Origin of the sequence: Streptomyces sp. NPDC091271, assembly GCF_044757505.1 — a bacterium.
Taxonomy (GTDB): Bacteria; Actinomycetota; Actinomycetes; order Streptomycetales; family Streptomycetaceae; genus Streptomyces.
Window position 1 is genome coordinate 141,623 of record NZ_JBIVVD010000001.1, and the last position, 26,586, is coordinate 168,208.

Annotated in this window: 23 protein-coding genes and 1 riboswitch; of the genes, 9 read left to right on the forward strand and 14 right to left on the reverse strand. The window is 71.6% G+C overall.

Going from position 1 to position 26,586, the window contains the following annotated elements; genetic code table 11:
- A complete protein-coding gene (locus ACIQM3_RS00760) occupies nt 1-507 on the reverse strand; it encodes a flavin reductase family protein (protein ID WP_401616962.1) in 507 nt (168 codons plus the stop codon).
- A 347-nt stretch (nt 508-854) separates the two neighbouring features.
- On the opposite strand from ACIQM3_RS00760, the gene cdgB reads away from it, so the two are divergent.
- Both cdgB and ACIQM3_RS00770 read left to right on the forward strand, forming a co-directional pair.
- Nucleotides 855-2,507, forward strand: a complete 1,653-nt coding sequence (gene cdgB / locus ACIQM3_RS00765) for a diguanylate cyclase CdgB (RefSeq protein WP_401616965.1) — start codon at nt 855-857, stop codon at nt 2,505-2,507.
- A 132-nt stretch (nt 2,508-2,639) separates the two neighbouring features.
- Nucleotides 2,640-3,626, forward strand: a complete 987-nt coding sequence (locus tag ACIQM3_RS00770) for a carbohydrate-binding protein (RefSeq protein ID WP_401616968.1) — start codon at nt 2,640-2,642, stop codon at nt 3,624-3,626.
- A 79-nt stretch (nt 3,627-3,705) separates the two neighbouring features.
- Here ACIQM3_RS00770 and ACIQM3_RS00775 read toward each other — a convergent pair whose 3' ends face one another.
- The 3 genes from ACIQM3_RS00775 to ACIQM3_RS00785 form a co-directional block, all read right to left on the reverse strand.
- A complete protein-coding gene (locus tag ACIQM3_RS00775) occupies nt 3,706-4,638 on the reverse strand; it encodes a 1-phosphofructokinase family hexose kinase (protein WP_401616971.1) in 933 nt (310 codons plus the stop codon).
- Between the two features lie 163 nt (nt 4,639-4,801).
- Nucleotides 4,802-5,956: an N-acetylglucosamine-6-phosphate deacetylase gene (gene nagA, locus ACIQM3_RS00780; RefSeq protein WP_401616974.1), complete on the reverse strand. Its 1,155-nt coding sequence runs from the start codon at nt 5,954-5,956 to the stop codon at nt 4,802-4,804.
- Nucleotides 5,956-6,849, reverse strand: a complete 894-nt coding sequence (locus tag ACIQM3_RS00785; protein WP_401619902.1) for an ROK family protein — start codon at nt 6,847-6,849, stop codon at nt 5,956-5,958. Before ACIQM3_RS00785 ends, nagA begins: the two co-directional genes overlap by 1 nt.
- A gap of 228 nt (nt 6,850-7,077) precedes the next feature.
- Here ACIQM3_RS00785 and ACIQM3_RS00790 point away from each other — a divergent pair, with 228 nt between their 5' ends.
- The 3 genes from ACIQM3_RS00790 to otsB all read left to right on the forward strand — a co-directional run bounded on the left by ACIQM3_RS00790 (nt 7,078) and on the right by otsB (nt 9,679).
- Complete coding sequence (locus ACIQM3_RS00790) at nt 7,078-8,355, forward strand: ABC transporter substrate-binding protein (RefSeq protein WP_401616977.1); 1,278 nt, start codon at nt 7,078-7,080, stop codon at nt 8,353-8,355.
- A 14-nt stretch (nt 8,356-8,369) separates the two neighbouring features.
- Nucleotides 8,370-8,630, forward strand: a complete 261-nt coding sequence (locus tag ACIQM3_RS00795; RefSeq protein WP_401616980.1) for a DUF3263 domain-containing protein — start codon at nt 8,370-8,372, stop codon at nt 8,628-8,630.
- Nucleotides 8,631-8,830: 200 nt separating this feature from the next.
- Nucleotides 8,831-9,679, forward strand: coding sequence for a trehalose-phosphatase (gene otsB, locus ACIQM3_RS00800; protein ID WP_401616983.1), 849 nt, complete (start codon nt 8,831-8,833; stop codon nt 9,677-9,679).
- A 5-nt stretch (nt 9,680-9,684) separates the two neighbouring features.
- On the opposite strand, the gene ACIQM3_RS00805 is transcribed toward otsB, so the two are convergent.
- On the reverse strand, nt 9,685-11,061 hold the full coding sequence (locus ACIQM3_RS00805; RefSeq protein ID WP_401616986.1) for a trehalose-6-phosphate synthase: 1,377 nt from the start codon (nt 11,059-11,061) through the stop codon (nt 9,685-9,687).
- 69 nt (nt 11,062-11,130) lie between these two features.
- Nucleotides 11,131-12,081, reverse strand: coding sequence for a glucosyl-3-phosphoglycerate synthase (locus ACIQM3_RS00810; RefSeq protein ID WP_401619904.1), 951 nt, complete (start codon nt 12,079-12,081; stop codon nt 11,131-11,133).
- Between the two features lie 153 nt (nt 12,082-12,234).
- Nucleotides 12,235-12,362, forward strand: a riboswitch (SAM riboswitch).
- Nucleotides 12,363-12,380: 18 nt separating this feature from the next.
- On the opposite strand from ACIQM3_RS00810, the gene thrC reads away from it, so the two are divergent.
- The 4 genes from thrC to groL all read left to right on the forward strand — a co-directional run bounded on the left by thrC (nt 12,381) and on the right by groL (nt 16,599).
- Nucleotides 12,381-13,682, forward strand: a complete 1,302-nt coding sequence (gene thrC, locus ACIQM3_RS00815; RefSeq protein WP_401616988.1) for a threonine synthase — start codon at nt 12,381-12,383, stop codon at nt 13,680-13,682.
- A 29-nt stretch (nt 13,683-13,711) separates the two neighbouring features.
- Complete coding sequence (locus ACIQM3_RS00820; protein WP_033297195.1) at nt 13,712-13,987, forward strand: MoaD/ThiS family protein; 276 nt, start codon at nt 13,712-13,714, stop codon at nt 13,985-13,987.
- Nucleotides 13,988-14,436: 449 nt separating this feature from the next.
- Complete coding sequence (locus tag ACIQM3_RS00825) at nt 14,437-14,643, forward strand: cold-shock protein (protein WP_003967346.1); 207 nt, start codon at nt 14,437-14,439, stop codon at nt 14,641-14,643.
- A gap of 333 nt (nt 14,644-14,976) precedes the next feature.
- On the forward strand, nt 14,977-16,599 hold the full coding sequence (gene groL, locus ACIQM3_RS00830) for a chaperonin GroEL (protein ID WP_351272810.1): 1,623 nt from the start codon (nt 14,977-14,979) through the stop codon (nt 16,597-16,599).
- Between the two features lie 120 nt (nt 16,600-16,719).
- Here the strand turns inward: groL and ACIQM3_RS00835 are convergent, their stop codons facing one another.
- From ACIQM3_RS00835 to ACIQM3_RS00870, 8 genes are all read right to left on the reverse strand, one after another.
- Nucleotides 16,720-18,051, reverse strand: coding sequence for an NADase-type glycan-binding domain-containing protein (locus ACIQM3_RS00835; RefSeq protein ID WP_401616992.1), 1,332 nt, complete (start codon nt 18,049-18,051; stop codon nt 16,720-16,722).
- Nucleotides 18,048-18,605, reverse strand: a complete 558-nt coding sequence (locus ACIQM3_RS00840; protein WP_401616995.1) for a phage tail protein — start codon at nt 18,603-18,605, stop codon at nt 18,048-18,050. Before ACIQM3_RS00840 ends, ACIQM3_RS00835 begins: the two co-directional genes overlap by 4 nt.
- 28 nt (nt 18,606-18,633) lie before the next feature.
- Complete coding sequence (locus tag ACIQM3_RS00845) at nt 18,634-20,592, reverse strand: putative baseplate assembly protein (protein ID WP_401616998.1); 1,959 nt, start codon at nt 20,590-20,592, stop codon at nt 18,634-18,636.
- Nucleotides 20,592-21,044 (reverse strand): GPW/gp25 family protein, encoded by a 453-nt coding sequence (locus ACIQM3_RS00850; RefSeq protein WP_401617001.1) that lies wholly within the window; start codon nt 21,042-21,044, stop codon nt 20,592-20,594. The genes ACIQM3_RS00845 and ACIQM3_RS00850 overlap by 1 nt, the downstream gene beginning before the upstream one ends.
- Before the next feature lie 58 nt (nt 21,045-21,102).
- Nucleotides 21,103-23,004, reverse strand: coding sequence for a VgrG-related protein (locus ACIQM3_RS00855; RefSeq protein ID WP_401617004.1), 1,902 nt, complete (start codon nt 23,002-23,004; stop codon nt 21,103-21,105).
- Nucleotides 23,004-23,726 (reverse strand): LysM peptidoglycan-binding domain-containing protein, encoded by a 723-nt coding sequence (locus ACIQM3_RS00860; RefSeq protein ID WP_401617007.1) that lies wholly within the window; start codon nt 23,724-23,726, stop codon nt 23,004-23,006. Before ACIQM3_RS00860 ends, ACIQM3_RS00855 begins: the two co-directional genes overlap by 1 nt.
- A 27-nt stretch (nt 23,727-23,753) precedes the next feature.
- On the reverse strand, nt 23,754-24,176 hold the full coding sequence (locus ACIQM3_RS00865; RefSeq protein ID WP_104787882.1) for a phage tail protein: 423 nt from the start codon (nt 24,174-24,176) through the stop codon (nt 23,754-23,756).
- Nucleotides 24,177-24,242: 66 nt separating this feature from the next.
- Nucleotides 24,243-25,880, reverse strand: a complete 1,638-nt coding sequence (locus ACIQM3_RS00870) for a hypothetical protein (protein WP_401617010.1) — start codon at nt 25,878-25,880, stop codon at nt 24,243-24,245.
- Between the last annotated feature and the right edge of the window lie 706 nt (nt 25,881-26,586).

The window sequence follows — 26,586 nt, forward strand, 5'->3', positions numbered from 1 at the left end:
TCAGCCCAGCTGCCGGTAGCGGCCCTTGAAGTACGTCAGCGGCTCTCCGTCCGCGCTCGGCAGCGAAGCCGTCAGCACCCTGCCGATCACCAGCGTGTGATCACCGGCCAGGACGCGCTGCTCCGTGCGGCACTCCAGGGTGGCCAGTGCCCCCTCCACCAGGAACGCCTGCGTGGCCTCGCCCCGCACGCAGGGGATGTTCTCGAACAGCAGCCGGTCGCTGATCCGTCCCTTCATGGCGAACCGCCCGGCGATGCTCCGCTGGCTCTCCGCGAGCACGGACACCGCCCACTGGGGCTGCTCGTCCAGCAGGTCGTCCATCCGTGAGTCGTTGCGCACGCTCACCATGACCAGCGGCGGGTCCAGGGACACCGACATGAAGGCCGTCGCCGTCATCCCGACGTCCTCGCCCCGGCCGTCCTCGTCCAGCGGCGGCTCCTGGGCGGTGATCAGCACCACGCCCGCGGCCAGTCTGGACAGGGCGGCGCGGAATTCGTCGTTGCTCACCCCTTCAGCATGGGGGACGGCTTCGGGGCGCGGGGCGGGGGGAGTCTTCTGCAGCACACGGGGCACGCTAGTGCCGCGGTACGCCCCGTCGCATCGGGCCAGGGGACCAGCCGGGTCCTAGGACCACCGCCCCAGGGGCGCCGATTTGCGTTCGGCAAATAGAGGGAGTCCCCGGAGGCGCCTCGGAAGGCCTTTACCATATGTTGTGACTTGAGTCACAGAGAGCAATATTTGTTGACCCTGTGTACCGGGTGCACAGCTCACTGTGATTCAGTGGCCGTGACAGTGCAACAAGTACGTCGATATGAAACCTGGAGTTGCTGTCGAGGTCTCAGGGAGTGCGAGCAATGGAGGCCGAGTCGGAGCCGTACGTCCGCCTTGCGACCATGCGGCAGTTGCACCAGGCCGTCGCTGATCTCAATACGGCGCGGAGCCTGGCGGACACGCTGCAGTCCGTGGCCGACGGCATCGTCACCGGTCTCGGTTACGAGCTGGGCTGCGTGAACCTCGTACGCCCCGACGGCGATCTCGTGGTCGCCGCCTTCGCCGGCAACAGCGCCGCGGAAGCCCTGATCACCGGCCGTGTCGGCTCCCGTGAGTCCTGGGAGCGCAGGCTGTCGATGGGCGAGGCCTGGGACGAGCTCCGGTTCATACCCCACACCGAGGGCTGGGTGCTCCTCGACGACGACGTACCGCAGTGGCACACCGAGGGGCCCGAGCCCCGCTTCGAGGACGAGTGGCACCCCCTGGACCGCCTCTACGCCCCCATGTACGCCTCCGGCGGAGGTCTGGACCTCCTGGGGGTCATATCGGTCGACAGGCCGCGCAACGGCCGCCGCCCCGGCGCCTGGGGCCGTGAGGCCCTCCAGATGTACGCCTCCCAGGCGGCCATTGCGATCAGTAACGCTCGCCTTCGAGCAAACATGCAGCGCGCACTGGTCAGGCTCGAGCGTGAACAGCAGGCGCTCCGCGCAAGCGAGGAATCCTTCCGCCAGGCGTTCGAGTACGCCCCCAGTGGCATGGCCATCGCCGAGATGGGCGGCGACCAGCACGGCAGGCTGCTGCGCACCAATGACGCGCTCTGCCGGCTCCTGGGACGCCCCGCGTCCGTCCTGCGCCGTTACTCCTTCGCCGACCTCGTCCACCCCGAGGACATCGGCACCCTGCTCCGCACGTCCGCCGAGGGAGGGCGGGCGGAGCTGCGGCTCGGGCGCAGGGACGGCACGTATCTCTGGGTCTCGCTGCGCAACTCCGTCGTCGCCGACACCACCGACGGGCCGCGCTTCCTGCTCACCCATGTCGAGGACATCGAGGAGCGCAAGCGCAACGAGCTGAATCTCGCGCACCGCGCGTCGCACGACGCGCTCACCGGTCTGCCCAACAGTGCCGAGCTGCGCTCCCGGCTCGGCGCGCGGCTGTGTGAGAGGCCTCACTCGGTCACCTCCAGCGCGATCGAGGCGCTGGACGCGGCCTACGGCGACGTCGAGAGCGCGGCGCACGGTTACCGGGCGGACGGTTACGAGGGGGAGGTCGCCCCGGGGGTCGGCCCCTACGACCACCATGTGCACATCGAGGCGCCCGACCCGGACCGCGACGACGGCACCAAGGGGCTCGCGGTGCTCTTCTGCGACCTGGACGGCTTCAAGTCCATCAACGACCGCTTCGGGCATCACGCGGGTGACGCGGTTCTCATCGAGGTCGCCCGGCGGCTGACGACCTGCGTACGGGACGGTGACACGGTCGCGCGGCTCGGGGGTGACGAATTCGTCGTCCTCGCGGACGGTCTCGGGGCCGCAGATGCCGCGGATCTGGCCGTACGCTTGCGTAACGCCATCATTCCGCCCATCCGGGTGGACGGCCGGGCAGTCAGGGTCGGGGCGAGTTTCGGTATCGGCTGGGCCGAGTGCGGCATGACCGAGGAAGAGGTCCTGCACTCCGCCGACCAGCGGATGTATGTGGAAAAGCGGTCCCGATCGAAGGTTCACCGCAGAGCCGGCTGACGTTCACGCCCTGGCTGTCCCCGTACACCGCCCGGTTTTCCGGGGGACCGAGAGCAATTCGACGCGTGCTCCGTTCGGGGTAGGCTCGGCCGGTCGGCGACGGCTGGCGACATGGTGAGGAGTGACCCAGGGATGACGGCCGGAAACAACGGCGCGAGCAAGCCCGAGGACGACGATCCGTTCGGCTATCTGTACGAGGACGGACGGGCGGCAGGCGCACAGCCGCCCGGGCAGGGTGGATACGGCTACCCGGGTCCGGCCGCGCAGCCCGGCGTGCCCAGAACGTCTTACAACCAGGTGCGGACGGTCGGTGAGCGCCAGTACGGGCAGGTACCGCCGCAGCAGGCGTACGGCCAGCAGCCTCCGCCGCAGTACGGCCAGCAGCCCCAGTACGGCCAGCCGAACCCGCAGTACGCGGCGCCGGAGACCTACCCCGGCGGTGCGGTGACCGCGCAGCACGGGTCGGTGCCCGGCGGGAACGGCGGTCCCGGCCGTGGGGGCCCCAACACCAAGGCGCTGCTGATCGCGGCCGTCGCGGTGGTCGCGGTCGTGCTCATCGGCATCGGTGCGGCGCTGATGACCGGCGACGACAGCGACGGCAAGAAGGACGAGGCCGGATCGTCGGCGGGTCCGGCCGACGAGGTCGAGGACTCCCCGAAGCCGGAGAAGTCCGCGAAGCCGTCCAAGGAGCCCGTCGACCTGCCCGAGCAGGACGCGGCGACGCTGACGCTCGGCGGTACGGCCTCGCTGGACAACACGGTCAAGGGCGCCAAGAGCGCCAACGGCCAGTACATCAGCCTCAACGAGGTCGGCCGGTCGGCGACCTGGACGGTCGACGTGCCCCGGAGCGGTGCGTACACGCTGTTCGTGACGTACGGCGTGCCGGGCAAGGACGCCAAGACGTCCCTGACCGTCAACGACGAGGCGCCCCGGTCCATCAACATGACGAACTTCGCGCACGCCGCGGAGGGTGACCTGGAGAAGGGCTGGACCAGGACGTTCGCGTACGTGCAGCTCGACAAGGGGTCGAACACCCTGATGCTGTCGTGCAACGAGGGCGACTCGTGCGACGCCAACCTCGACCAGCTCTCGCTGAAGTCGGGTCACGTCAAGGACTGATCCGCCGCTCAGAAAATCGCACCACCGTCGTCCCGGTCATCGCCCAGCGAGCCGGGACGCGGTCGTTCCCGGGGACCTCTCAGGCGGCCGCCGCGTCCTGTTCGACGGTGACGCGGGCCAGCAGGTCCTCGTAGGCGGCGCGGTCGAAATCGCCGGCCGCCGGCGCCAGCACGGTCGCCGTGGACAGGGCCACCGCGCGCGTCAGCCGGTCCTGCCAGCCGAGCCCTTCGGCGAGGGCGGACAGCAGTCCGGCCACGGCGGAGTCGCCCGCGCCCGTCGGGTTGCCCCGTACGGCGGTCGGCGGTGCGGCCCGCCAGACGCCGTCGGGGGTGACGGCGAGGAGCCCGTCCGCGCCCAGCGACGCGACGACGCTGTGCGCGCCCCGGCGGCGGGCGTCGCGGGTGGCACGCAGGGGTTCGCGGGAGCCGGTGAGCCGGGCGAGCTCGTCGGCGTTCGGCTTGACGAGGTCGGGGCGGGCGGCGATACCGCGGCGCAGGGGTTCGCCGTCGGTGTCCAGTAGCACGGGTACGCCGGCCGTGCGGGCGAGCCGCACGAGTTCCGCGTACGCGCCGACGTGGATGCCGGGGGGCAGGCTGCCGCAGAGGGCGACGGCCGCGGCGCCGGGGAGCAGTTCTCCGAACGTGCCGAGGAAGGCCGCCCACTCGCCGGCGCCGATGTGCGGGCCCGGCTCGTTGAGCTGGGTGGTGTCACCGCTGGAGCGGTCGACGACGGCGAGGGTGCGGCGGGTGTTCCCCGAGACGGTGACGAGGGCGTCGGTGGGGCGGTGGGGGAGTGCGCCGAGGAGTTCGCGCAGGACCGCTCCGGTGGCGCCGCCGGCGAAGCCGGTCACCACGGTCTCGTGGCCGAGGGCGGAGAGCACCCGGGCCACGTTGACGCCCTTGCCGCCGGGGCGCTCGGTCACCTCGTCGACACGGTGGCTGGTGTGCGGGACGAGTGCGGGGACGGCGTAGGTCAGGTCGAGTGCCGTGTTCAGCGTGACGGTCAGTATCACCTGTACCGGCCCCCGGTTCCTTGATCGTCCCTGTCCACGCGCCGTCTCCCCGGCGGCGCCGTCCCTGATGATCATGCCAAAGAGGCGGCGGCCGTCCCAGGTCCGCGGGACAACCGCCGTCTCTTCGTTACGTGTTCAACCGCCCGTCGGCCGGCCCGGACGGTCAGCCGACCGAGGGCTCCAGGATCCACTCGCCCCGGCGCATGACGCCCTTGAGCGCGAAGTCCGCGTCCAGGACCACCAGGTCGGCGTCCTTGCCCGGTTCCAGCGAGCCGACCTTGTCGTACAGGCCGAGGAGCCGGGCCGGGTTGGCGGAGATGGACCGGACGACGTCCTCGACGGGGATCCGGTCGATGGTCACGGACCTGCGGAACGCGGTGTCCAGGGTGAGGGTGGAGCCCGCGATGGAACCGCCCTCCACCAGGCGTGCGACGCCGTCCTTGACCTCGACGGCGAGTGGTCCGAGCTCGTAGAAGCCATCGCCCCCACCGGCCGCGTCCATGGCGTCGGTGATCAGCGCGACCCGGCCGGCGCCCGCGTGGTGGTAGGCGAGCTCCAGGGCGGCGGGGTGCAGATGCGTGCCGTCGTTGATCAGCTCGACGGTGACCCGCTCGTCCTCCAGCAGCGCCGCGACCGGGCCGGGGGCGCGGTGGCCGATGGCGGGCATGGCGTTGAAGAGGTGCGTGGCGACGGTGGCGCCCGCGTCGATCGCCTCGACGGTCTGCTCGTACGTCGCGTCCGTGTGGCCGACGGCGGCGATCACCCCGTGCTCGGCGAGCAGCCGTACGGACTCGATGCCGCCGGGGAGCTCGGTGGCGAGGGTGACCATCCTGGCGCTCCCGCGCGCCGCGTCGAGCAGCTTGCGGACCTCTGCGGGGTCGGGGTCGCGGAGGAGGCCCTCGCTGTGGGCGCCCTTGCGGCACGGGGAGATGAAGGGGCCCTCGAAGTGGATTCCGGCGAGCTCGCCCTGCTCGACCAGTTCGGAGAGCATGCCGGCCTGCCGGGCCAGGAAGTCCATCTCGCCGGTGACGGTCGAGGCGACGACGGTCGTCGTGCCGCGTGCGCGGTGCGCCCGCACCGCGGTCAGGGCGTCCTCGGCGGTGCCGGTGGCGAAGGACGCGCCGCCGCCGCCGTGGTTGTGGATGTCCACGAATCCGGGGACCACCCAGTGGCCCGAGAGGTCGACGGTCCGGGTGTCCTCCCGCGTGCTGCCGGCGATCCGGGTGCCCTCGATGATCACCCGGCCGTTCTCGACGGTGCCGGTGGGAAGCACCACCCGGGCACCTGCGAGAACCGTGCTGTCTGCGCGTCCGGCCATCAGGCGGAAACCTCCGTGGAGAGTAGATCCCAGGCGAGCAGCCCTGCGCCCAGGCATCCGGCGGTGTCCCCGAGGGCCGCCGGGACGATGTGAGGCAGCTTCTGGAACGTGACCCGTTCCTCGACAGCCGCACGCAGTGGTGTGAACAAGGTTTCCCCTGCCTCGGCAAGACCGCCACCGATGATGAGCGTGCGGGGGTCCAGCAGGGTGAGTGCGGTGACCAGCCCCGCGGCCAGCGCGTCGACGGCGTCCCGCCACACGCGCAGGGCCGCCGGGTCGCCCGAGGCCACGGCCTTCGCGCAGTCCGCGGCGTCCGCGTCGGGGTCTCCGGACGCGGCGGCCCAGGCCCTGGACACGGCGGCGGCCGAGGCGAGGGTCTCCAGGCAGCCGCGTTGGCCGCAGCCGCAGTCGGGGCCGTCCGGGCGGACCACGATGTGGCCGATCTCACCGGCGTAACCGTGGGCGCCCGCCTCGATGGTGCCCGCGATGCCGATGGCGCCGGCGATTCCGGTGCCCAGCGGCACGAACAGGAAGCGGTCCGCTCCCTGGCCGGCACCGATCCGTCCTTCGGCGAGGCCTCCGGTCCGGACGTCGTGGCCGAGCGCGACGGGTATGCCGCCGAGCCGTTCGCCGAGCAGCTTGCGCAGGGGCACGTCGCGCCAGCCCAGGTTCGCGGCGTAGACGGCGATCCCGCGTTCCGCGTCGACGATGCCGGGCACGGCGACCCCGGCGGCGACGGCGCCCTCGCCGAAGTGCTCCTCGCCGTACGCGCGAAGGTCCTCGGCGAAGCCGAGGATCGTCTCCACGACGGCCTCGGCGCCGCGGTCCCTGCCGGTGGCCCGGCGCGCCTCGTGGAGCAGGGTGCCGTCGGCCCCGACCAGAGCGGCCTTCATTCCTGTGCCGCCCACATCGAGGGCGATGACGTGTCTCACGGAAGACAGTTTCGCCCGCCGACCCCTAAAAGGTCTAGTCCACTATCGTGGTTTGTTGAGCACCCATACAAAACGGTCCTGCTAGATTGCCGAATCGATACGCAGGTGGTGTAGACCTCCGTGCGGTCGTGAGGCAGTATCGCGGGTTCGCCGTCGGGAGCGGCGGTGTCCGCGTCGACCAATGTAGGGATGGGCAAGGCTGTGCAGCGGCGCTATGTGGGTCTGACCGCGGTGGTGGCCGCATTCGGGATGACGGCGACGTTGTCGGGGTGCGGTTCGGACACCGGGGGCGGCGATGTCACCCTGCGGCTGGTCGCGGCCGACTACGGCACGAATGCGGAGAACAGCTCCCAGAAGTACTGGGACGACGTCGCCGGGAAGTTCGAGAAGGCCAACCCCGACATCGACGTCGAGGTCAGCGTCTACTCCTGGAAGGACGTCGACCGCAAGGTCGCCGAGATGGTGAAGGCAGGCGAGGCCCCCGACATCGCGCAGATCGGGGCGTACGCCGACTACGCCAAGGCGGACAAGCTCTACGCTGCCGACGAGATGATCGCCATCCGCACCGGGTCCAACTTCCTGCCCTCGCTCACCGACGCGGGCGAGGTCGACAACACTCTGTACGGCCTTCCGTTCGTGGCCAGCACCCGGCTCCTCTTCTACAACAAGGGCCTCTTCGCCAAGGCGGGCCTCGGGGCCCCGCAGACCTGGGACGACATCCAGAGAGACGCCGCCGCGCTCAAGCAGCGCGGTGTGACCTACCCCTTCGCCCTGCCGCTCGGCCAGGAGGAGTCCCAGGCCGAGACCCTGATGTGGCTGCTCAGCGGGGGCGGGGGCTACACGGACGAGGTCGGCAACTACAACATCGACTCCCAGGCCAACATAGAGACCTTCAAGTGGCTGAAGAACGACCTCGTGGGGAAGGGCCTCACCGGCCCCGTCGCCCCGGGGAAGCTCGACCGGGCGAAGGCCTTCGACGCGTTCACCAAGGGTGACGTCGGCATGCTCAACGGCCACCCGACGCTGATGCAGGAGGCCGAGAAGCAGGGCGTCGAGGTCGGCATGGTCCCGCTGCCCGGGGTCGAGGGGCCGAGCAAGGGCTCGATGGGCGTGGCCGACTGGATGATGGGCTTCAAGCAGAACGGCCACCGGGCGGAGATCGGCAAGTTCCTCGACTTCGCCTACACGGACGAGAACGTCCTCGCCTTCGCCGACCAGTACGACCTGCTGCCCGTGACCGGTACCGCGTCCGCCGCGATGGAGACGGACAGCAAGCACAAGCAGCTGCGCGAGTTCCTGTCGGCGCTGCCGAACTCGCAGCTGTACCCGTTCGGCAAGACGTCGTGGGCGCAGGCCAGCGAAAGCATCAAGGAGAAGATCGGCTCGGCGGTCGAGCCCGGCGGCAGCCCGGAGAGCGTGCTGGTGGAGATCGCGTCCCAGGCCCGGCAGGCGGAGAGTGCCGAATAGGTAGGTTGGTTCATATGACCGGCCCTCCCGCTGACGACGCGGACTCCGCTGCCCCGCTCTCCGACCAGGAGCGCGCGGTGCTGGCCCTGGAACGGCGCTCCTGGCCGGGCCCCGGCGCGAAGGAGCGGGCGATCCGGGAAGACCTGGGGATCTCGCCGGTCCGCTACTACCAGCTGCTCAACGCGCTCCTGGAGGACCGACGGGCGCTGGAGGCGGACCCGGTGACGGTGAACCGGCTGCGGCGGGTCCGGGACGCGAGGCGGGGGCGGCGCTGAGCCCCGGCCCTCCCGGGGCTCCGCCCGCTGAGCCCCGGCCCTCCCGGGGCTCCGTCCCCGACCCCGCGCCTCAAACGCCGGCGGGGCTGGGTTTTGCCCCGGTGAGCCTCAGGGATGACGGCGGGCCGGGCTTTGCCCCGGTGAGGCGCAGGGATGGCGGCTGGGCTGGGTTTTGTTCTGCTCACCGCTACGCTCGGGCCATGGGCAATTCGGCACACCCCATCCCGACCCCGTCCACCCAGGCCGGCCGCGAAGGCCTCGCCGCACTCCTGGCCCGGCCCGCCCGTGCGGTCGTCGCGCTGGACTTCGACGGCACGCTCGCCGACATCGTCCCGGACCCGGAGCGGTCCCGGGCGCACCCCGATGTCGTCCCGGCCCTCTCCGCGCTCGCTCCCCAGGTCGCCGCCGTCGCCGTGATCACCGGCCGCCCGGCCGACACCGCCGTACGGTACGGAGGCTTCGCGGGGGCGCCGGGCCTGGACCACCTCGTCGTCCTGGGGCACTACGGCGCCGAGCGCTGGGACGCCGCCACCGCCACCGTCCACGCCCCTCCGCCGGACCCCGGCGTCGCGGCTGCTCTGGCGGAGCTCCCCGCCGTGCTGGAGGAGGCCGGTGGGGACGACGGCACCTGGATCGAGGAGAAGGGCCGCGCGGTCGCCGTGCACACCCGCCGTGCCGCCGACCCGCAGGCCGCCTTCGAGGCCCTGCGCACTCCGCTGGGCAGCCTGGCCGCGCGTCACAACCTGGTCGTCGAACCCGGCCGCCTCGTCCTGGAGTTGCGCCCGCCGGGCATGGACAAGGGCGTGGCACTGGAGGAGTACGTGAAGGAGACCGGCGCCGAGACGGTGCTCTACGCCGGTGACGACCTCGGCGACCTCGCCGCGTACGCCGCCGTGGAGAAGCTCCGCACCCGGGGCATCAAGGGTCTGCTGGTGTGCAGCGGCACCGAGGTCCCCGAACTCGCGGACCGCGCCGACTTGTTGCTTCCGGGCCCGGCGGCGGTCGCGGAACTGCTCCGCTCCATCGCCGGGCGCGTCACGCAGTCCTAGGGTCTTCAGGCCCGCAGCGCGTCGAGCTGGTCCAGGAACCACTGCTGCGGTGGCAGGGCGGTCGCGGCGGCGGCCAGGCGCTTCGAGCGGGCGCCGCGCTCGTCGGGGTCCATCGTGAGCCCCTCGTGCAGCGCCGCCGCCGTGGCCGAGACGTCGTACGGGTTGACCACGATCGCGTCCTCGCCCAGCTCCTCGTACGCCCCCGCCTCGCGGGAGAGCACCAGCGCGCAGCCGTGGTCCGAGACGACCGGGACCTCCTTGGCGACCAGGTTCATGCCGTCACGGATCGGGTTGACCAGGGCCACGTCCGCCAGCCGGTACGCGGCCAGGGAGCGGGCGAAGTCGTCGTCGACATGGAGCAGGACCGGGGTCCAGCCCTCCGTGCCGTACTCCGCGTTGATCGCGTCGGCGACCCGCTGGACCTCCGCCGTGTAGTCGCGGTAGACCGTGAGGTCCTGCCGGGAGGGGTAGGCGAAGGCGATGTGCACCACGCGCTCGCGCCATTCGGGGCGCTCCTCCAGCAGCGCACGGTAGGCGTGCAGGCCGCGCACGATGTTCTTGGAGAGCTCCGTGCGGTCCACCCGCACGATCGTGCGCCGGTCCGCGCCGACCTGTTCCCGCAGGATCTCCATGCGGTCGTCCACGTCCGCCTCGTGGGAGCGGCGGCGCAGGAAGTCCCCGTCGGCGCCCAGCCCGTGCACCCCGATCCGGGTGCGGCCGGTGCCCCCCAGGACCTCCGTGCAGCAGCTGATGAAGGCGTCCGCCCAGCGGCGGGTGAGGAACGCGGCGCGGTCGGCGCCCAGGATGCCGTTGAGCAGCTGCTCGCCGATGTCGTCGGGAAGCAGCCGGAAGTAGTCGACGGGCGCCCAGGGGGTGTGCGAGAAGTGCCCGATCCGCAGGTCGGGCCGGAGCTCGCGCAGGAGGCCGGGGACCAGCGAGAGGTGGTAGTCCTGCACCAGGACCGCCGCACCCTCGCCCGCCTCCTCGGCGAGCGCCTCGGCGAAGGCCTGGTTGTACGCCTCGAAGGAGGCCCACTGGCGGCGGAACTCCGCGTCGAAGACGGGCTCCAGCGGCGTCTGGTAGATCATGTGGTGGACGAACCAGAGCACGGAGTTCGCGATGCCGTTGTACGCGTCGGCGTGGACCCCGGCGTCGATGTCGAGCATCCGGACCCCGGGCTCGGAGACACCGCGCCGGACCGCCTCGCGGTCGCCGTCGCTGAGGGCGGCGCAGACCCACAGCTTGTCGTCGACGGCGCTGAGGCCGGAGACGAGCCCGCCCCCGCCCCGCTTCGAGTCGAGCGTGCCGTCCTCCCGCCGTGTGTACGACACCGGACCGCGGTTGGACGCGACGAGGACCTGGGCAGCGTGCTCGGAGACCATGTCCCGAACCTAGCCCGTTCGGGAAGCCGCCAAACGTGAAGTGTGTGCGGAGCCGGGCGGGAGGAACCGTTACGCCGCGTTCCGCGAGGCGTACTCCGCGATCTCCCGTATCGGGGGGCGTTCCTCGGTGTCCACCGCATGGGTGTGCGGGACGAATCCGTCGGGCCCCCGCTCGAACTGGGTGATCTCGGGGCGTACGAGGGCTCCCCGGGAGAGCCGCAGCTGCGCCGTGCGGTAGATCGTGGCCGCCATCCGGCCGAGGGCCTGGCCGTCCTGGTGGCGGTGTTTGCGTATGCCGACGTCGACCTGGGCCAGCGCGTCGAGGCCGACCGTGTGCAGCGCGTCGACGAGCAGGCCCAGCTCCACTCCGTAACCGACGGGGAAGGGGAGCTGCTCCAGCAGGGAGCGCCGCACCGCGTACTCGCCGCCCAGCGGCTGGACGAAGCCGGCCAGGCGGGGCCAGTGCAGATTGAGCAGCGGGCGGGCCACCAGTTCGGTCACCCGGCCGCCCTGGCCTGCGGCGTCGCCCAGTGGCCGGTCGTACATGGCCTTCACGAACTGCACCGAGGGGTCGGTCAGCAGCGGGCCGACGATCCCGGAGACGAAGTCGGCGGAGAAGTCCTTGAGGTCCGCGTCGACGAAGCAGACGATCTCCCCGCTGGTCACCAGCAGTGATCGCCACAGCACCTCGCCCTTGCCGGGGAGGGCGGGGATCCGGGGGAGTATCGCGTCCCGGTGCACGACCCGGGCGCCGGCCAGCCGCGCCGCGTCGGCGGTGGCGTCGGTGGATCCGGAGTCGATCACCACCAGTTCGTCGACGAGCTGGACCTTCTCCATCAGCTCGCGCCGGATCTCCGCGACGATCGCGCCGACCGTCGCCTCCTCGTTCAGCGCGGGCAGGACGACGCTCACGCGCGAGCGGTGCGGATCCCTCGCCCGCGCGGCCGTGAGCCGGTCCAGCGGGCGGTCGGCAGCAGACCAGGAACGCCTGGTCAGCCAGCGTTCCACCTCTTCCAGCACGGTCGATACTCCCTGTATGTGATCCATCTCGCGGTTCGGACGACTATCTCAATCGTCCGGTGCTTCGGTTACAGTCTTGAACAACGCGGATGACCCTCGCATGTCGGGGTCGGTCCGCGAATAAACGCCCGGATCCATGGTCCGGTGCCATAGCGCTCATCCAGAGGGACTGAGGGAACGGCCCGTTGAAGTCCCGGCAACCCTCCTGCCGACCGCGAGGTCACGGTGGGGAAGGTGCCAATTCCGTCTTGTGGCGAAATACGTCGCAAGGAAGATGAGGAGAAAGGGCCTCCGCCATCATGGCCGTGCAGACAGTTGCAGCCGACACCAATACCTCCGCAGTGGACCTCGGTCCCGCCGCGGCACTTTCCTGCCGCGAATGCGGCGAGCGTTTCGAGCTCGGCCCCATTTTCGCCTGTGCGTCCTGTTTCGGGCCGCTCGAAGTGGCGTACGACCTGCCGAGCGGCTCCCCCGAAGAGCTGAAGAAGCGCATCGCCGAGGGTCCGAACAACATCTGGCGCTACGCGCCGCTGCTGCCGGTCCCCGCCGATGTCGCGGACAAGCCCAACATCAACCCCGGTTTCACCAAGCTGGTCAAGGCCGACAACCTCGCCCGCGAGCTGGGCGTGACCGGTGGTCTGTACGTCAAGGACGACTCCGGCAATCCGACGCACTCCTTCAAGGACCGTGTCGTCGCCATCGCCGTCGAGGCCGCCCGCGCCTTCGGGTTCACCACCCTCTCCTGCTCCTCCACCGGCAACCTCGCCGGTGCGGTGGGTGCCGCCGCCGCCCGCGCCGGCTTCCGCTCCTGCGTGTTCATCCCGCACGACCTGGAGCAGGGCAAGGTCGTCATGGCCGCGGTGTACGGCGGCGAGCTGGTCGGCATCGAGGGCAATTACGACGACGTCAACCGCTTCTGCTCGGAGCTCATCGGTGACCCGCTCGGCGAGGGCTGGGGCTTCGTCAACGTCAACCTCCGGCCGTACTACGGTGAGGGCTCCAAGACCCTGGCGTACGAGATCTGTGAGCAGCTCGGCTGGCAGCTGCCCGACCAGCTCGTCATCCCGATCGCGTCCGGCTCGCAGCTCACGAAGATCGACAAGGGGCTGCAGGAGCTGATCAAGCTCGGCCTCGTCGAGGACAAGCCGTACAAGATCTTCGGTGCCCAGGCCGAGGGCTGTTCCCCGGTCTCCACCGCCTTCAAGGCCGGCCACGACGTGGTGCGTCCGCAGAAGCCGAACACCATCGCCAAGTCCCTGGCGATCGGCAACCCGGCCGACGGCCCCTACGTCCTGGACATCGCCCGGCGCACCGGCGGCGCCGTGGAGGACGTGAACGACGAGCAGGTCGTCGACGCGATCAAGCTGCTGGCCCGCACCGAGGGCATCTTCGCGGAGACCGCGGGCGGGGTGACGGTCGGTGTGACGAAGAAGCTGATCGACGCCGGCCTGCTCGACCCGTCCCTCACCACCGTCGTCCTGAACACCGGCGACGGACTGAAGACGCTCGACGCGGTCGCCCCCACGACCGGCCTGTCGGCGACGATCAGGCCCAGCCTGGACGCGTTCCGCGACGCCGGCCTCGCTGCCGCCGCCAACTGACCACCCGAGAGACCGAGGAAGGCACCCACATGAGCGTCAAGGTCCGTATCCCCACCATCCTCCGCACCTACACGGGCGGTCAGGCCGAGGTCCCGGCCGAGGGTGCGACCCTCTCCGAGGTCATCGCGTCCCTGGAGCAGAACCACCCGGGCATCGGCGCCCGTGTCCTGGACGACCAGGGCAAGCTGCGCCGCTTCGTCAACGTGTACGTCAACGACGACGACGTGCGCTTCGAGGGCGGTCTGGACGCGAAGACCCCGGACGGCGCGGGCGTCTCGATCATCCCGGCCGTCGCCGGAGGCTGATCCCCCCATACGGTCACGGGCCCGATCGGCGGCCCGACCGCACAGCGTGAGCACCATGGCCCCCTCCGCGAGAGAAGCGGAGGGGGCCATTCTGCATGGTTGAGCACGGTACAGTTGGGGAAGTCCCCGCAGCTGCCCATGCCGCCCGCATATGAGAATGCGCCCGGCCGCGACAAGAAGCAGCCAAAGTAAGTGAACGCCTTGTGGCATAAGTCGCCTTTGTCAGGCCCGACTTGCCCTGGAATCTTGTGAATCCCCCCATTGCGTGCGGTCACCTGTGCCCAGAATTCTCGTCCGATTGACCTGTTGCAGAGGGCAGTTGGGCAGATACATTCGGCCGCGGTCGACGCGTTCCGGCGCACGCCACCCTCTCCTGTCGGAGGGTGAGTTCTGACCCGGGCCCGCGAAGTGCGGTGCTCGTGCAAGGGCCAGTAATAGGGGAGTTAGGCATGGCTCAGGGCACCGTCAAGTGGTTCAACGCGGAGAAGGGGTACGGCTTCATCGCGGTCGACGGTGGTGCGGATGTTTTCGTCCACTACAGCGCGATCCAGATGGACGGGTACCGCACCCTCGAAGAGGGTCAGCGAGTTGAATTCGAGATCTCGCAGGGCCAGAAGGGGCCGCAGGCGGACATGGTCAAGCTCGCCGTCGGCTGAGCTCGGCGCGGTCGGCCAACGACACTACTCACGCACGTGAGGCCCGTACCCCGGCCAGGGGTACGGGCCTCACGTGCGTCCTCGTCCGTCCGGCGGGGTGCTCCCGGCGCGCCCGCAGGTTGTCCACATCGCGAAGAGGACGCTTGCACTCGAAGGGGTCGAGTGCTAATCATTGGCGTTAGCACTCTCCAGGTGAGAGTGACAGAAAACTTGGACCGGGCCGGTGAGGCCCGCAGGCTCGGTGGGGCAAGGAACCACTGAGCACGCTGGCCGTCCGTCGCGGGCGCCACTCGGTCCGGAGAAATCCACCCCTGTCCGGGAGGACCACTTCACATGGCCAAGATCATCGCGTTCGACGAGGAGGCACGGCGCGGTCTCGAGCGCGGGATGAACCAGCTCGCCGACGCCGTCAAGGTCACCCTCGGCCCCAAGGGCCGTAACGTCGTCCTCGAGAAGAAGTGGGGCGCGCCCACGATCACCAACGATGGTGTTTCCATCGCCAAGGAGATCGAGCTCGAGGACCCGTACGAGAAGATCGGTGCGGAGCTGGTCAAGGAGGTCGCCAAGAAGACGGACGACGTCGCCGGCGACGGTACGACCACCGCCACCGTTCTCGCTCAGGCACTCGTCCGCGAGGGCCTGCGCAACGTCGCCGCGGGTGCCAACCCGATGGCTCTGAAGCGTGGCATCGAGAAGGCCGTCGAGGCCGTCTCCGCCGCTCTGCTGGAGCAGGCGAAGGACGTGGAGACCAAGGAGCAGATCGCTTCGACGGCCTCCATCTCCGCTGCTGACACCGAGATCGGCGCCAAGATCGCCGAGGCTATGGACAAGGTCGGCAAGGAAGGCGTCATCACCGTCGAGGAGTCCCAGACCTTCGGTCTGGAGCTCGAGCTCACCGAGGGTATGCGCTTCGACAAGGGCTACATCTCGGCGTACTTCGCCACCGACATGGAGCGCATGGAGTCGTCCTTCGACGACCCGTACATCCTCATTGTCAACTCCAAGATCAGCAACGTGAAGGACCTCCTTCCGCTGCTCGAGAAGGTCATGCAGTCGGGCAAGCCCCTGCTGATCATCGCGGAGGACGTCGAGGGCGAGGCGCTGTCGACCCTGGTCGTCAACAAGATCCGTGGCACCTTCAAGTCCGTCGCCGTCAAGGCTCCGGGCTTCGGTGACCGCCGCAAGGCCATGCTCGGCGACATCGCCATCCTCACCGGTGGCACCGTCATCTCCGAGGAGGTCGGTCTCAAGCTGGAGAACGCCGGTCTCGACCTGCTCGGCACCGCTCGCAAGGTCGTCATCACCAAGGACGAGACGACCATCGTCGACGGTGGCGGCGAGAGCGACCAGGTCCAGGGTCGCGTCAAGCAGATCCGTGCCGAGATCGAGAACTCCGACTCGGACTACGACCGCGAGAAGCTCCAGGAGCGCCTCGCGAAGCTGGCCGGCGGCGTGGCCGTCATCAAGGCCGGCGCCGCCACCGAGGTGGAGCTCAAGGAGCGCAAGCACCGCATCGAGGACGCGGTGCGCAACGCCAAGGCCGCCGTCGAGGAGGGCATCGTCGCCGGTGGTGGCGTGGCTCTGCTCCAGGCCTCGGCCGTCTTCGAGAAGCTCGACCTGACCGGTGACGAGGCCACGGGCGCCAACGCCGTGAAGCTCGCGCTGGAGGCCCCGCTCAAGCAGATCGCCGTCAACGGTGGTCTCGAGGGTGGCGTCATCGTCGAGAAGGTGCGCAACCTGCCGATCGGTCACGGCCTCAACGCCGCGACCGGCGAGTACGTCGACATGATCGCCGAGGGCATCATCGACCCGGCGAAGGTCACGCGCTCCGCTCTGCAGAACGCCGCGTCCATCGCCGCGCTGTTCCTCACCACCGAGGCCGTCATCGCCGACAAGCCGGAGAAGGCCTCTGCGGCCGCTCCGGGCGGCATGCCGGGCGGTGACATGGACTTCTGATCCTCGGATCAGCAGCTCCAGGCGGTACCGCGGTATCCGTACGACGCCGGCCCCCGGGATTCGTTCCCGGGGGCCGGCGTCGTCGTTTTCGCCGCTGTGCGGTGTTCAGGTGCGGCGGGGTCAGGACCCGTCGGTGTTCGACCGGCCGAAGAACTCGATCTCGGCGATGGCCACCTGCTTGTCCGAGGACGCGGCGTGGGCCGACTCGACGGTGAAGCGCACCTTGACGGCCTCGCCGACGCGGAAGGCGCGCCGCTGACCGCCCGTGCCCTGGTCCAGGGTCAGTTGGCGGGTCGTGGTCTTTCCGTCCTTCGTCATGATCGTCGCCTTGATGCGCTGCGGCAGCGCGGACTTGTTGAGGTCGTCGGGGCGGATGGACACGCCCGGAGTGATGATCACGTCCAGCAGGCGGGTCGGCTGGTCGAAGCGGGCCTCGATCCACTCGCCCTCACCGGACTGTGTGACCCCCGGGCCCCACCACGTGTTGTTCACCTTGTCGAAGGCGAGCTGCGGCTTGTGGCCGGTCCAGGAGCGGGACGCCACGATGTCGTCGGGGGCGACCATGGCGCGCTTGGCGAAGTGGTCCCTGGTGGCCTGGATGCCGTCGGGGAGGTACATCACGCCGAGCACGGCCAGGGTGACGACGACGGCGGCGGTGATCCACGTGCCGATGCGGTCGAAGGCGCGGCGGATGCGGGGCCTGTCGCCGGCCCACGGGTTCTCGTTCCGGCGGGAGCCGGCGAGGCGGCGCCACCACGGGCGGGGGGCGGGCGCGCGTTCGTCGTTGCCGGCCAGCGGCATCGCGCAGCGGGCGCAGTAGTGGCGGTCGGGGCGGTTGGGGGTGGCGCACCAGGAGCAGGGCGGGCCGTTCCCGGTGTCCTGCTGGGGGCCGGGGACGCGTACCTGCGGCCGGTCGGTGTCGGGGCGGCCGGGGAGGACCGGAGCGGCGGCGGGGGGCGGTGAGGAGTGGGACGGCTCGGGCTCGGCGACCGGGACGAGGAGGGAGCGGGCGCGGTCGGCCGCGCTCTCGCCGGAGGTGGGCAGCGGCACGGTGGGGTCGGTCTCGCCCGGGTGCCGGCCGCCGGAGGCGCCGGGCGCCGCGACGGCCCAGCCGTCGGTGCCCCCGCCCGTCGCGTCCGCCCGGCCGGGCTCCTGGACGTCGCGGTGGTGGCGCGGCAGGCGCGAGGCGTCGGGTGTCGCGGCCGAAGGGCCGGCCTCGCCGGGTGCCGTCGCGGTGGTGGCGCCGGTGTGGACACCGACGCCGGCAGGGGGCGTCGCTTCGGGGCGGTGGCCGGGCGACGCGGATCCGGCGGGCGGGGTGGATCCGGCGGTCTGTGCCGTGTTACCGGTGCGGGGGCCTGGGCTCCAGCTGAGCACGGCGCCGCAGGCGTCGCAGAACGACTGACCCGGTTCCGCGCGGGTGCCGCACTCGGCGCAGTTCTGCGTGGTCATCTCTCCGGGGTCCTTTCGGCGGCCGTCACGGTGACGGTGTAGGGCATGTGTGCGGGGCGGGCGGCTGCCACGAGGGCGTCCAGGCGGTGCGTGTCCGCGGGGGTGGGATCGGGGAGGGCGATGGTGACGTGGAGGTGGGGGCGGGGCTTGCCGGGGACGGGGCCGAGGGGGCGGGCGTTCCAGGTGGCGCCGCCGCTCTCGGAGATCTCCGGGTCGGTGCCGAAGGCGAGATGTACGGCTTCGGCGAGGCCGCGCCGGGTGCCGCGTACGCGGTGCAGGCGGGCGGCGGCGGCCACGGCTGCGCGCAGCCGTGGCTCAGGTTCGGTGCCGTCGGTCTCTGCGCCGACCCAGGTGCTGAGCCACTGGGCGAAGTCCACCGGGGTGAGGGCGGGGTCGAAGTAGGCGTCCACGCAGTCGAGTACGTTCAGGATCGGTGCCAGGACGTCGTCGAGCCCGCCGACGAAGCGCTGGGCGAGATCGTCCTCCGCGAAGACGGCGGGGAGCATCGTGCTGATGGGTGTGGACGAGCCGAGGCCGTCGACGGAGCCTCTCATCGGGGACCTCCTGTGCAGATGATGGCCGTCACGCCCCGTCTCCGATCACCCGTACGCGGTGGTCGAAGGAGAAGACCAGGGCCGGCGGTTCGAGGTCGATGCGGTTGGTCGGGTCGCCGCGCTTGCCGGTCAGCGGGTCGGCGGGGTGCAGGATGACCTCGTCGACCAGTTCGACACCGGGGACCCGCTGGAGGACGGCGAAGACCTCGCCCGCCTGGACCGGGCGGCCGAAGGGCCAGCCGCGGCCGTCGGCGCCCCCGGTGAGCGGGTCGAGATGGTGGTAGAGGGCGTCGTGGACCTGGCGGCGTACGCGGTCGGTGTCCACCCCGCGGAAGGCGTGGACGGTGGCCACCACGGTGACCCCCTGGTAGTAGGGCGGCCCCACGGCGACCCGGGTGCCGATGAGACGGCGTTCGTCGAGGTGGCGGGTGATGCGGCCGAGCAGCGCGTCGCCCGGGACGAGTTGTTCGAAGCGGAGCCGGCCGCCGGGGTCGGGGACGGCCTGGGGCACGACGAGGACCCGGATCGCGTAGGCCCCGTACTCGCTCTCCTCGCCCTCCAGGCAGGTGATGCGGGCCGTCTCGGGGGCGGCCCGGCGGGCGAGTTCCTCGTAGTCGCGCAGGGTCACGGCACGTTCCTGGGCCCGGAGGGTGATGGGCGCCCGGAGCTTGGCCTCCTCGACCGTCTCGCCGTCGACGCCGCCGCGTGCGGCTTCGCGGTTGACGACCTCGGCGACGTACGGGATGGAGGTGCGCAGGACCTGGACGGTGCCGCGCGCCACGTTGCCCTCCCGGCCGCCGCCGGTGCGGTAGCGGCGGGCGCGGATGACGGAGCCCTTGGGTGCGACGGCGCCGTACTGGCGGAGGGTGCCGTCGGGTTCGCGGACGGCGGGGCCGAAGGCGATCTCGCCGGTCGCGGCGTCCAGGGTGATGTGCCGGTCGTCCGGCCGGGACGCGGCGAAGTGCGGGACCACCTGCCAGTCCTCCCAGCCGTCGTGCTCGGCGGTCTGGAGCCAGAGGGGCGGGTCGTCGCCGACCACGGGCGCGTTGGTGAGCCGCAGCCGCTGGCCGGGCAGCCCGATGGACTCGCCGAGCGCCTCGTCGTACACGGCCTCGGCGTGCACGACGCCGGTGGTGCCGCCGATGGTGTAGGCCTCGGCGGACCGGATGGTCGGCGACGTGGCGTAGAAGGGCTGGCCGGGCTGGGGCTCGGTGACGCGGCAGCGCAGCCATCCCGCCTCCTGTCCGCCGTTGCGGGAGAGGACGTGGCCGCCGGGGATGTGCAGGACGATGTCGCCTGGCCGGTTGAGACCGCCGGTGCCGTCGCGGTCGACCTCGCAGGGCCGCCAGCCGTCCTCGGTCCACGCCTCCCACACGAGCGGGGGCTGCCGGGGGTCGACGCCGACACCGTCGACGCGGCTGTCGAGTTCGAGGGCGAGGGCGCAGTGCGGGACGGCGGCGGTGAGGCCGATCAGCATGCAGTCGCCGGGGGTGGGCGACTCGGCGAAGCAGAGCAGGTCCTTGCCCTCGGCGAGGTCGTCGGTCCGGTCGGCGACGGGTTCGCCCTGGTGCTGCACCACGAGGTGCCGGAGCGCGCTGGGCACGACGGTCAGTTCGCGTTCGGTGGCGAAGACGACGGCGCTCTCCCGCTCCGTGCGTACGGTCGCCACCTCGGTGCCGACCGGTACGGCTATCGCCTCCTCCTGCGGGGCGGACAGCCAGAACGTGACGTCGGTGCGGGCGGCGGCCGGCGGGAAGAGGGTGATGCCGACGAGGTCGAGGAAGGCCAGGTGGTTCTTCTCCGGCACCCGGTTGAGGCGGTAGACGATCTGGTCGGCCATGTGCGCGACCGTCTCGACGAGGGTGACACCCGGGTCGGAGACGTTGTGGTCGGTCCACTCCGGGGCGCGCTGCTGGATGTAGCGCTTGGCGTCGTCGACGAACTGCTGGAAGCGGCGGTCGTCGAGATTGGGGGAGGGCAGAGACATCAGCCGTCGCTTTCGGAAGGGGCACCGGAGCCACCGGAGGGGCCCGGCCCCCCGGGTTCGTCGTGGGAGGGGATGACGTAGAACGGGAAGACCAGGCTGCGCGGGTTGTTGGTGCCGCGGATGGCGTAACGGACGTCGATGAACAGGACGTTCTGTTCCGCGCCGGCGGTGACCTCGACCTCGTGGACCTCGATGCGGGGCTCCCAGCGGTCCAGGCTGGTGTGGACCTCGTGCTGGATGCGGCCGGCGGTCTGTTCGTTGACCGGCGCGAAGACGAGGTCGTGGATGGCGCAGCCGAACTCGGGCCGCATCGGCCGCTCGCCCGGGGCGGTGGCCAGGACGAGCCTGATGGCCTCCTCGACCTCCCGCTCCCCGCTGACGAGGGCGATGCCGCCCGTGGGCCCGATGCGCAGCGGGAAGGCCCAGCCGGATCCGACGAACTGTTCGGCCATCAGGGAGCCACCTGCCTTCTTCTCGGTACGGACCCGGCATGCCGGTACGGTCGTCCGGTCATCCGAACGGGTACTTGATGGTGTTGACGAAGAAGCCGCCCATGAGGTCGAGCTTCACGGACTTGATGTTCACGTTGGCCACGGACTGGACCGAGATGATCCCTGTGGCGGAGAGCGACGCGGCGCCGGTCGCCGACAGGTTCAGTGCACCCATCGCGTTCACGCTGACCACGCCGCCCGTGGACCGGAGGTTGACCATGCCCTGCCCCTGGAGGGTGAGCGGCCCGCCGCTCTTGATCGACACCGACCGGCGCCCGCTCAGCGAGAGGTTCGTGCCCGCCTCCACCGACACCGAGCGGCTGCCCGTGATGCTGACCGCGCCCTTGCTGTCGACGGTGATCTCCGTCTTGGTGCGGTCGAGGTTGATGGTCAGCCTGTCGTCGCCGCTGGCGATCCGGACGCCCTGATTCCGGCCGCCGGTCCGCTGGCTGAGCAGGTCGACGCGGTTGCCCTGGCGGTCGGACACGGTGTGCCGGGTGGCCTTCTTCTTCAGGCCGTCGTGCAGGGGCACGTCGTTGGTGGTGGGTACGTCCCGGCCGTTGTAGAGCCCGCCGATCACGAACGGGTGGTCCAGCGCCCCCCGGTCGAAGGCGACCAGCACCTCGTCGCCGACGTCCATGGGGAAGACGCCGCCACCGCCCACGCCTCCGAGCTGCACGCTGCGCGCCCAGTCGCTGACATAGGTGTTGTCGAGCCACGGGAACTGGAGCTTGACCCTGCCCTGCTTGAGCGGGTCCTGTACGTCGGTGACGATGGCGTTGGCGACGCTGGGCAGCCGCCCGCCGTCCGGGGTGCCGCCGCCCGAGGTCAGCCCGTACAGCGAGCGCCACTGGCGTCCGCTGACGGTGACCCACGACTCGTAGTGCTTCCCGTCGCCGAACACATGGCGTACGGAGGTGACGGTGTACTTCCCCTCGAAGGGCTTGCCGACGTCGGCGAGGGCCACGGGCACGCCGGGCCGCAGGTCCGGGTTGCCGCGCACCACGACCTCGAGCTCGGCGAAGGAGGAGGTGACGTCGGCGGCGAGCGCCTTCGAGGCGTGTCTGACCTCGTCCTGCCTGTCGTAGGGGTTGCCGGTCTCGACGAGTTTGGCCGCCTTGAACTTGCCGGCGGCCTCGCCGGGGGTGAGGCCGATGGTGATGCCCGGGTCGGTCTTGGCGGGCGAGACCTCGGTGATCTTCTTCTTGGTGGTGACGTTCCAGCCGCGCGTCTCGACCTCACCGACCTGGTCGGCGGCGGTGACGGCGGCCCGCAGCCGCAGGATGTCGTGGCCGGCCTGGAGGACGAAGGGGCTCTTGTCGCCGTCCGTGCTGGGCGAGGGCGCGCCGGACGACGGGTTCGGCTTGACGAAGCGGAACTTCCCCTTGGGGTCCAGGGACATCACCATGCCGTTCTCGTCGGCGAGCCGGGCGAGGAAGTCCCAGTCGGTGACGTTGGACTGGCTGATGAACGCGTACGCGCCCTTCGTCGACTGGATGCGGCCGATGGGCACGCCGTCCATGCCGGCGAGTTTTCGGGCGATGTCGGAGGCCGACTGGTTGCGGTAGGCGGCGACCCGGCGCTGGCGCATCAGGCGGTGCCCGAAGTCGTAGCCGCGGATGACGGTGAAGCTGCCGGTGCCGTCGTAGTCGGCCTCCATGCCGGTGACCTCGCCGGTCAGCAGCGGCTTGCCGATGCCCTGGCCGTCCGCCACCGGCGTGAGGACCACCCGGGTGCCGAACTTCACGCTCAGCTCGCCGAGCACCAGGTGGTACGGATCGCGGAAGGTGAGCCGGAACGCCGCGGGGACACCGGCGCCCTGGTCGACCCAGCCCTCGACGAGCATCGGGGCGATGGCGGCGGGCAGCTTCGCACCGCCGACGGTGACCTGCATGATGCTGGAGAACGCGGTCTGCACCATCAGTGACGCACCTCCTCCGCCGCGGGCAGCACGAGTTCCGTGCCGGAGGGCAGCCGGGACGGGTCGTCGATGCCGTTGGCCTCGGCGATCGCGCGCCACGCGGTGGCGTTGCCGTACTCGCGCCATGCCAGCGACTGGAGCGAGTCGCCCGCGACGACCTGGTGCACGCGCTGGGCGGTGAGCGCCCCGGAGGTCGGGTTCTGGCCCTTGGTCTTGCCGGGGATCTCGTGCAGCTGCACCTGGCAGGTGGCGCGGATGGGGACGCCGGTCGTGCCGAAGAGGGTGTACGACGCCTCGATGGAACTGACGTACGCCGTGAAGCGGGCCGTGGAGAACGACCCCCACTGGAAGACCACCCACGGCGGCGACGGCTGGTTGGCGGCGATGCTCTTGGCGGTCACCTCGCAGCAGCCCAGCAGCGACTCCACCTTCTTCAGCACGGTGTTGCCGGTCGGCTTGGTGGAGGAGTCCAGGAAGATCTCCAGTGTCATCTCCCGGGGCTCGGCTCCCATGAACTCCGGTTTCGAGCCGTCCCGTACGGCCGCGGTCGGGGTCGACTTCCACTGGGCGCGCTGGCTGAGGGACAGCTGCGCCGGGTTGAACTCGAAGCTGAACGTCCGCATGAGCGCGCCGGGTGTGGTGCTCGTGCCCACCGGGGGCTCGTGGATGGCGAGGCCGGCTCGCACGAGGCTCTTGCCGGCGCCCTTGCTGCTCTGGGCCATGGTCTTCCTCTCTGCTCTTCGGCGCCGTCAGTCCGTGAAGCCGTGGTGGGCGATCTCCAGGACCTCGTTGGCCACGGCCGGGTTGCCGGGGTCGAGGCTGGGGCCCTGCCAGCTGACGGGCAGTACGTCGATCAGCCCCCAGCGGGCGACCAGCGAGCCGTCCGCGCGCAGGGCGGAGATCTGGGCTGTCGGCCGCTTGATCCCCGTCTGGACGGAGGAGATCCACTTGGCGACCTTGGCCGTGTCCGGGGTGAGGGGGCGGGTCAGCCGGATGTTGGAGAAGGAGACGCGGGTGGGCAGTTGCCACACGAACCCGTTGTTGCCGCCCTCCTGGCGCTGCTCTATCTCCACCTGGGACGACAGGCCTTCGCACCCGTTGAAGTAACCGAGGCTCTCGCCGTCGATGGTGAGGGTGAACCAGATGGTTGAGCCCGGGTCCTGGCGGGGCATCGCGGGTGGGCCTTTCGTCGGATACGTCTACGTCGGAGGTGGTCGTCGGACGGCGGGGCGCCCGGGTCAGTGACGGGGGTCGCGGAGTCTGCCGATCCGTTCGCGGTCCATCCGCAACTCGGTACGGATGAGGCGGGTGATGCGGCCGATGATCCGGTGCACGAGTTCGTCGAGCTGGAAGTCGGTGAGCTCGCGGGGGTCGAACCCGCCGGCCGGGACGGCCGCGTACTCGGGCGGCGGCTCCTGCTGCGAGGTCGTGGAGCCCGGGGGCGGGGTGGAGCCGCCGGCGGGCGGGGAGTACGGGGGCGGGCTCCCGGAGGGTGGTTGGTAGGCCGGCGGTGGCGGGGTGGTGTGGCCACTCCGGTGCGGCCGGATACGGCTCAGGGAGGAGGCCACCGTGCCGGCGGCCGCGGAGGCGAGTGCGCCGATGGTGGAACCGCCGCCGAGGCGCTGGACGGTGGGGTCCGAGGCGCTGCTGCCGCTGGACTGTACGGGGCGCGAGGGCGCCGGCGGTGTCGCGGGGGGCGGGGTGAGAGGCGCCACGGGGAGCGGGGACGCGGCGGCGACGCCTGGCGGCGTGAGGCCGCGCATCGGTACGGCGCTGAGGGGCATGGCACGGCGCTGGACGCGGGTGGGCGACGAGGGCGGGACGGCGGCCGGGGGCCGGGCGGCCTGAGGAGGGGCCGGAGGCGGTGGCAGAGGGGGCAGCGGAGCCTGGGTGCTCGGTGCGGGGATGGCCGGCGCCGTGGCTCGGGGGCCGATGGCCGGCGGGGTGGGAGGGGCGATGAGCGGGGCCACGTCCGTGGGCGCCGAGGACATCGGGGCGCCGAGCGGGGTACGACGCCGGGGCGCGGCGGCGGGGGGCGCGGCCGTGGTGCGCTGGACCTGCCCGACGGGTGCGGGGGCCACCGCGCGCCGGACCTGCTGCACGGGGAGCGCGGGTGCGGGGGAGCCGTGGGCCGGCGCGGTGGGCGGCGGATTGTGCGCGGGGGGCGGCGACTGCGGGGCCGTCCGCACGTGTGGCTGTGAGGCGGGCGCGGGGGCCGTGGGAGACACGGGGGCCGGTGCGGAGGACATCGGGGCGCCGAGACCCGGGCGGGCCGACTTCGGCGGGTTGCCGCGCGGACCGGCCGGCCGGTTGCTGACCGTACCCGGCGGTGTGGTGCGAGGGAGAGCCGACACCGGGAGGGCGGCGGGGGCGGCGGCCGTAGGCGGCGTGGGGGACGCCGGACCACGGGTGTCCGATGCCGCGCGCCGGACGGGCGCCGGAGAGGCCGAAGGGCCGGCGGGGGCGGCACCGGTGGCCGGACCACGGGTGTCCGACGCGGTGCGCTGGACGGGCGCCGGGGAGGTCGAAGGGCCGGTGGGGGTGGCACCGGTGGCCGGGCTACGGGTGTCCGCTGCGGCGCGCCGGACCGGGGCCGGTGAGCCCGAGGCCGGAGAAGTGGTGCGCCCCGCTCCGCCGTTGCCGGAGCCTGCTGCCCCGAACGGCCGGGTGGCAGGCGTGTCCGAGCCGGGGGCGGAGGGGCTCGGCTCGGTGCGCCGCACCGGGGGCTGCCCGTCCGCGCGTACGGTGCCGCCGCGCGGGGCGGAGGCAGCGGGGCCGGCCGGCCCCGCAGGTGCGGCAGGGGCCACCGGGCGGGCGCGGTCGCCGGTGGGCGGCGGTGTGCCGGGACTGCCGGCGTCGGCGGTGCGCCGCTGCACAGCGGCCTTCGCGTCGCGCGGACCGGCGGAGGCTGTGGGGGCGCTCGGGGCAGCCGGATCGCGGTGCGCGCTCGAGGGCGTCGCCGCCTGCGGGGGCGCGGTCCGGGGCACGTTCGTCGGGCGGCCGAGGCCGCGCGGGGCGCTCTGCTCCGCCGGTGCCGTTCCGCCGGGACCGGCGGGCCGTACGGGTGGGGAGGCTGCCCTGTCGCGGGGGCCACGAGGGGCCGCGCCTTCGGCCACGGCTCGCTGGACCGGGGCGGATGCCGGGGCCGGCCCGGACGGGGCCGAGCCGGGGGCGCTGCGTGCGCCTTCCGTCCTGGGAGCGCCCGCCTCTGCTCCACCGCGCGAACCGGCACCGGACGAACCAGCACCGCGTGAACCGGTACCGGGCGAAGCAGCGCCGGGCGAAGCAGCACCGCGTGAACCGCCACCAGGCGAAGCAGCGCCGGACGAAGCAGCCCCCGGCGAACCGGCACCGCGTGAGCCGCTGCCTGCTGATCCCGCACCGGAAGAGGAGGCTCGGGGCGCTTCGGCACCGCGTGTCCCCGTGGTCACGCCGTCGCCGGGGCGGCCCGGTGCGGTGTCACGCGGGGCCACCGCACGCTGCACGGCGGCGTCACCGGTCGACGTACCCCCGGCGATCCTTTGCGGCGCAGGCGCAGGCGCAGGCGAGGGCGAGGGCGCGGGCGACGGCGCAGGCGCGGGC

Coding starts and splice junctions, on each gene's coding strand:
- ACIQM3_RS00860 (WP_401617007.1), bottom strand. CDS start 23,726: ATGGCCCAGAGCAGCAAGGGCGCCGGCAAGAGCCTCGTGCGAGCCGGC.
- ACIQM3_RS00825 (WP_003967346.1), top strand. CDS start 14,437: ATGGCTCAGGGCACCGTCAAGTGGTTCAACGCGGAGAAGGGGTACGGC.
- ACIQM3_RS00795 (WP_401616980.1), top strand. CDS start 8,370: ATGACCGGCCCTCCCGCTGACGACGCGGACTCCGCTGCCCCGCTCTCC.
- ACIQM3_RS00790 (WP_401616977.1), top strand. CDS start 7,078: ATGGGCAAGGCTGTGCAGCGGCGCTATGTGGGTCTGACCGCGGTGGTG.
- groL (WP_351272810.1), top strand. CDS start 14,977: ATGGCCAAGATCATCGCGTTCGACGAGGAGGCACGGCGCGGTCTCGAG.
- otsB (WP_401616983.1), top strand. CDS start 8,831: ATGGGCAATTCGGCACACCCCATCCCGACCCCGTCCACCCAGGCCGGC.
- nagA (WP_401616974.1), bottom strand. CDS start 5,956: ATGGCCGGACGCGCAGACAGCACGGTTCTCGCAGGTGCCCGGGTGGTG.
- ACIQM3_RS00785 (WP_401619902.1), bottom strand. CDS start 6,849: ATGAAGGCCGCTCTGGTCGGGGCCGACGGCACCCTGCTCCACGAGGCG.
- ACIQM3_RS00850 (WP_401617001.1), bottom strand. CDS start 21,044: ATGGCCGAACAGTTCGTCGGATCCGGCTGGGCCTTCCCGCTGCGCATC.
- ACIQM3_RS00805 (WP_401616986.1), bottom strand. CDS start 11,061: ATGGTCTCCGAGCACGCTGCCCAGGTCCTCGTCGCGTCCAACCGCGGT.
- ACIQM3_RS00845 (WP_401616998.1), bottom strand. CDS start 20,592: ATGTCTCTGCCCTCCCCCAATCTCGACGACCGCCGCTTCCAGCAGTTC.
- ACIQM3_RS00840 (WP_401616995.1), bottom strand. CDS start 18,605: ATGAGAGGCTCCGTCGACGGCCTCGGCTCGTCCACACCCATCAGCACG.
- ACIQM3_RS00835 (WP_401616992.1), bottom strand. CDS start 18,051: ATGACCACGCAGAACTGCGCCGAGTGCGGCACCCGCGCGGAACCGGGT.
- ACIQM3_RS00770 (WP_401616968.1), top strand. CDS start 2,640: ATGACGGCCGGAAACAACGGCGCGAGCAAGCCCGAGGACGACGATCCG.
- cdgB (WP_401616965.1), top strand. CDS start 855: ATGGAGGCCGAGTCGGAGCCGTACGTCCGCCTTGCGACCATGCGGCAG.
- ACIQM3_RS00820 (WP_033297195.1), top strand. CDS start 13,712: ATGAGCGTCAAGGTCCGTATCCCCACCATCCTCCGCACCTACACGGGC.
- ACIQM3_RS00855 (WP_401617004.1), bottom strand. CDS start 23,004: ATGGTGCAGACCGCGTTCTCCAGCATCATGCAGGTCACCGTCGGCGGT.
- ACIQM3_RS00865 (WP_104787882.1), bottom strand. CDS start 24,176: ATGCCCCGCCAGGACCCGGGCTCAACCATCTGGTTCACCCTCACCATC.
- thrC (WP_401616988.1), top strand. CDS start 12,381: ATGGCCGTGCAGACAGTTGCAGCCGACACCAATACCTCCGCAGTGGAC.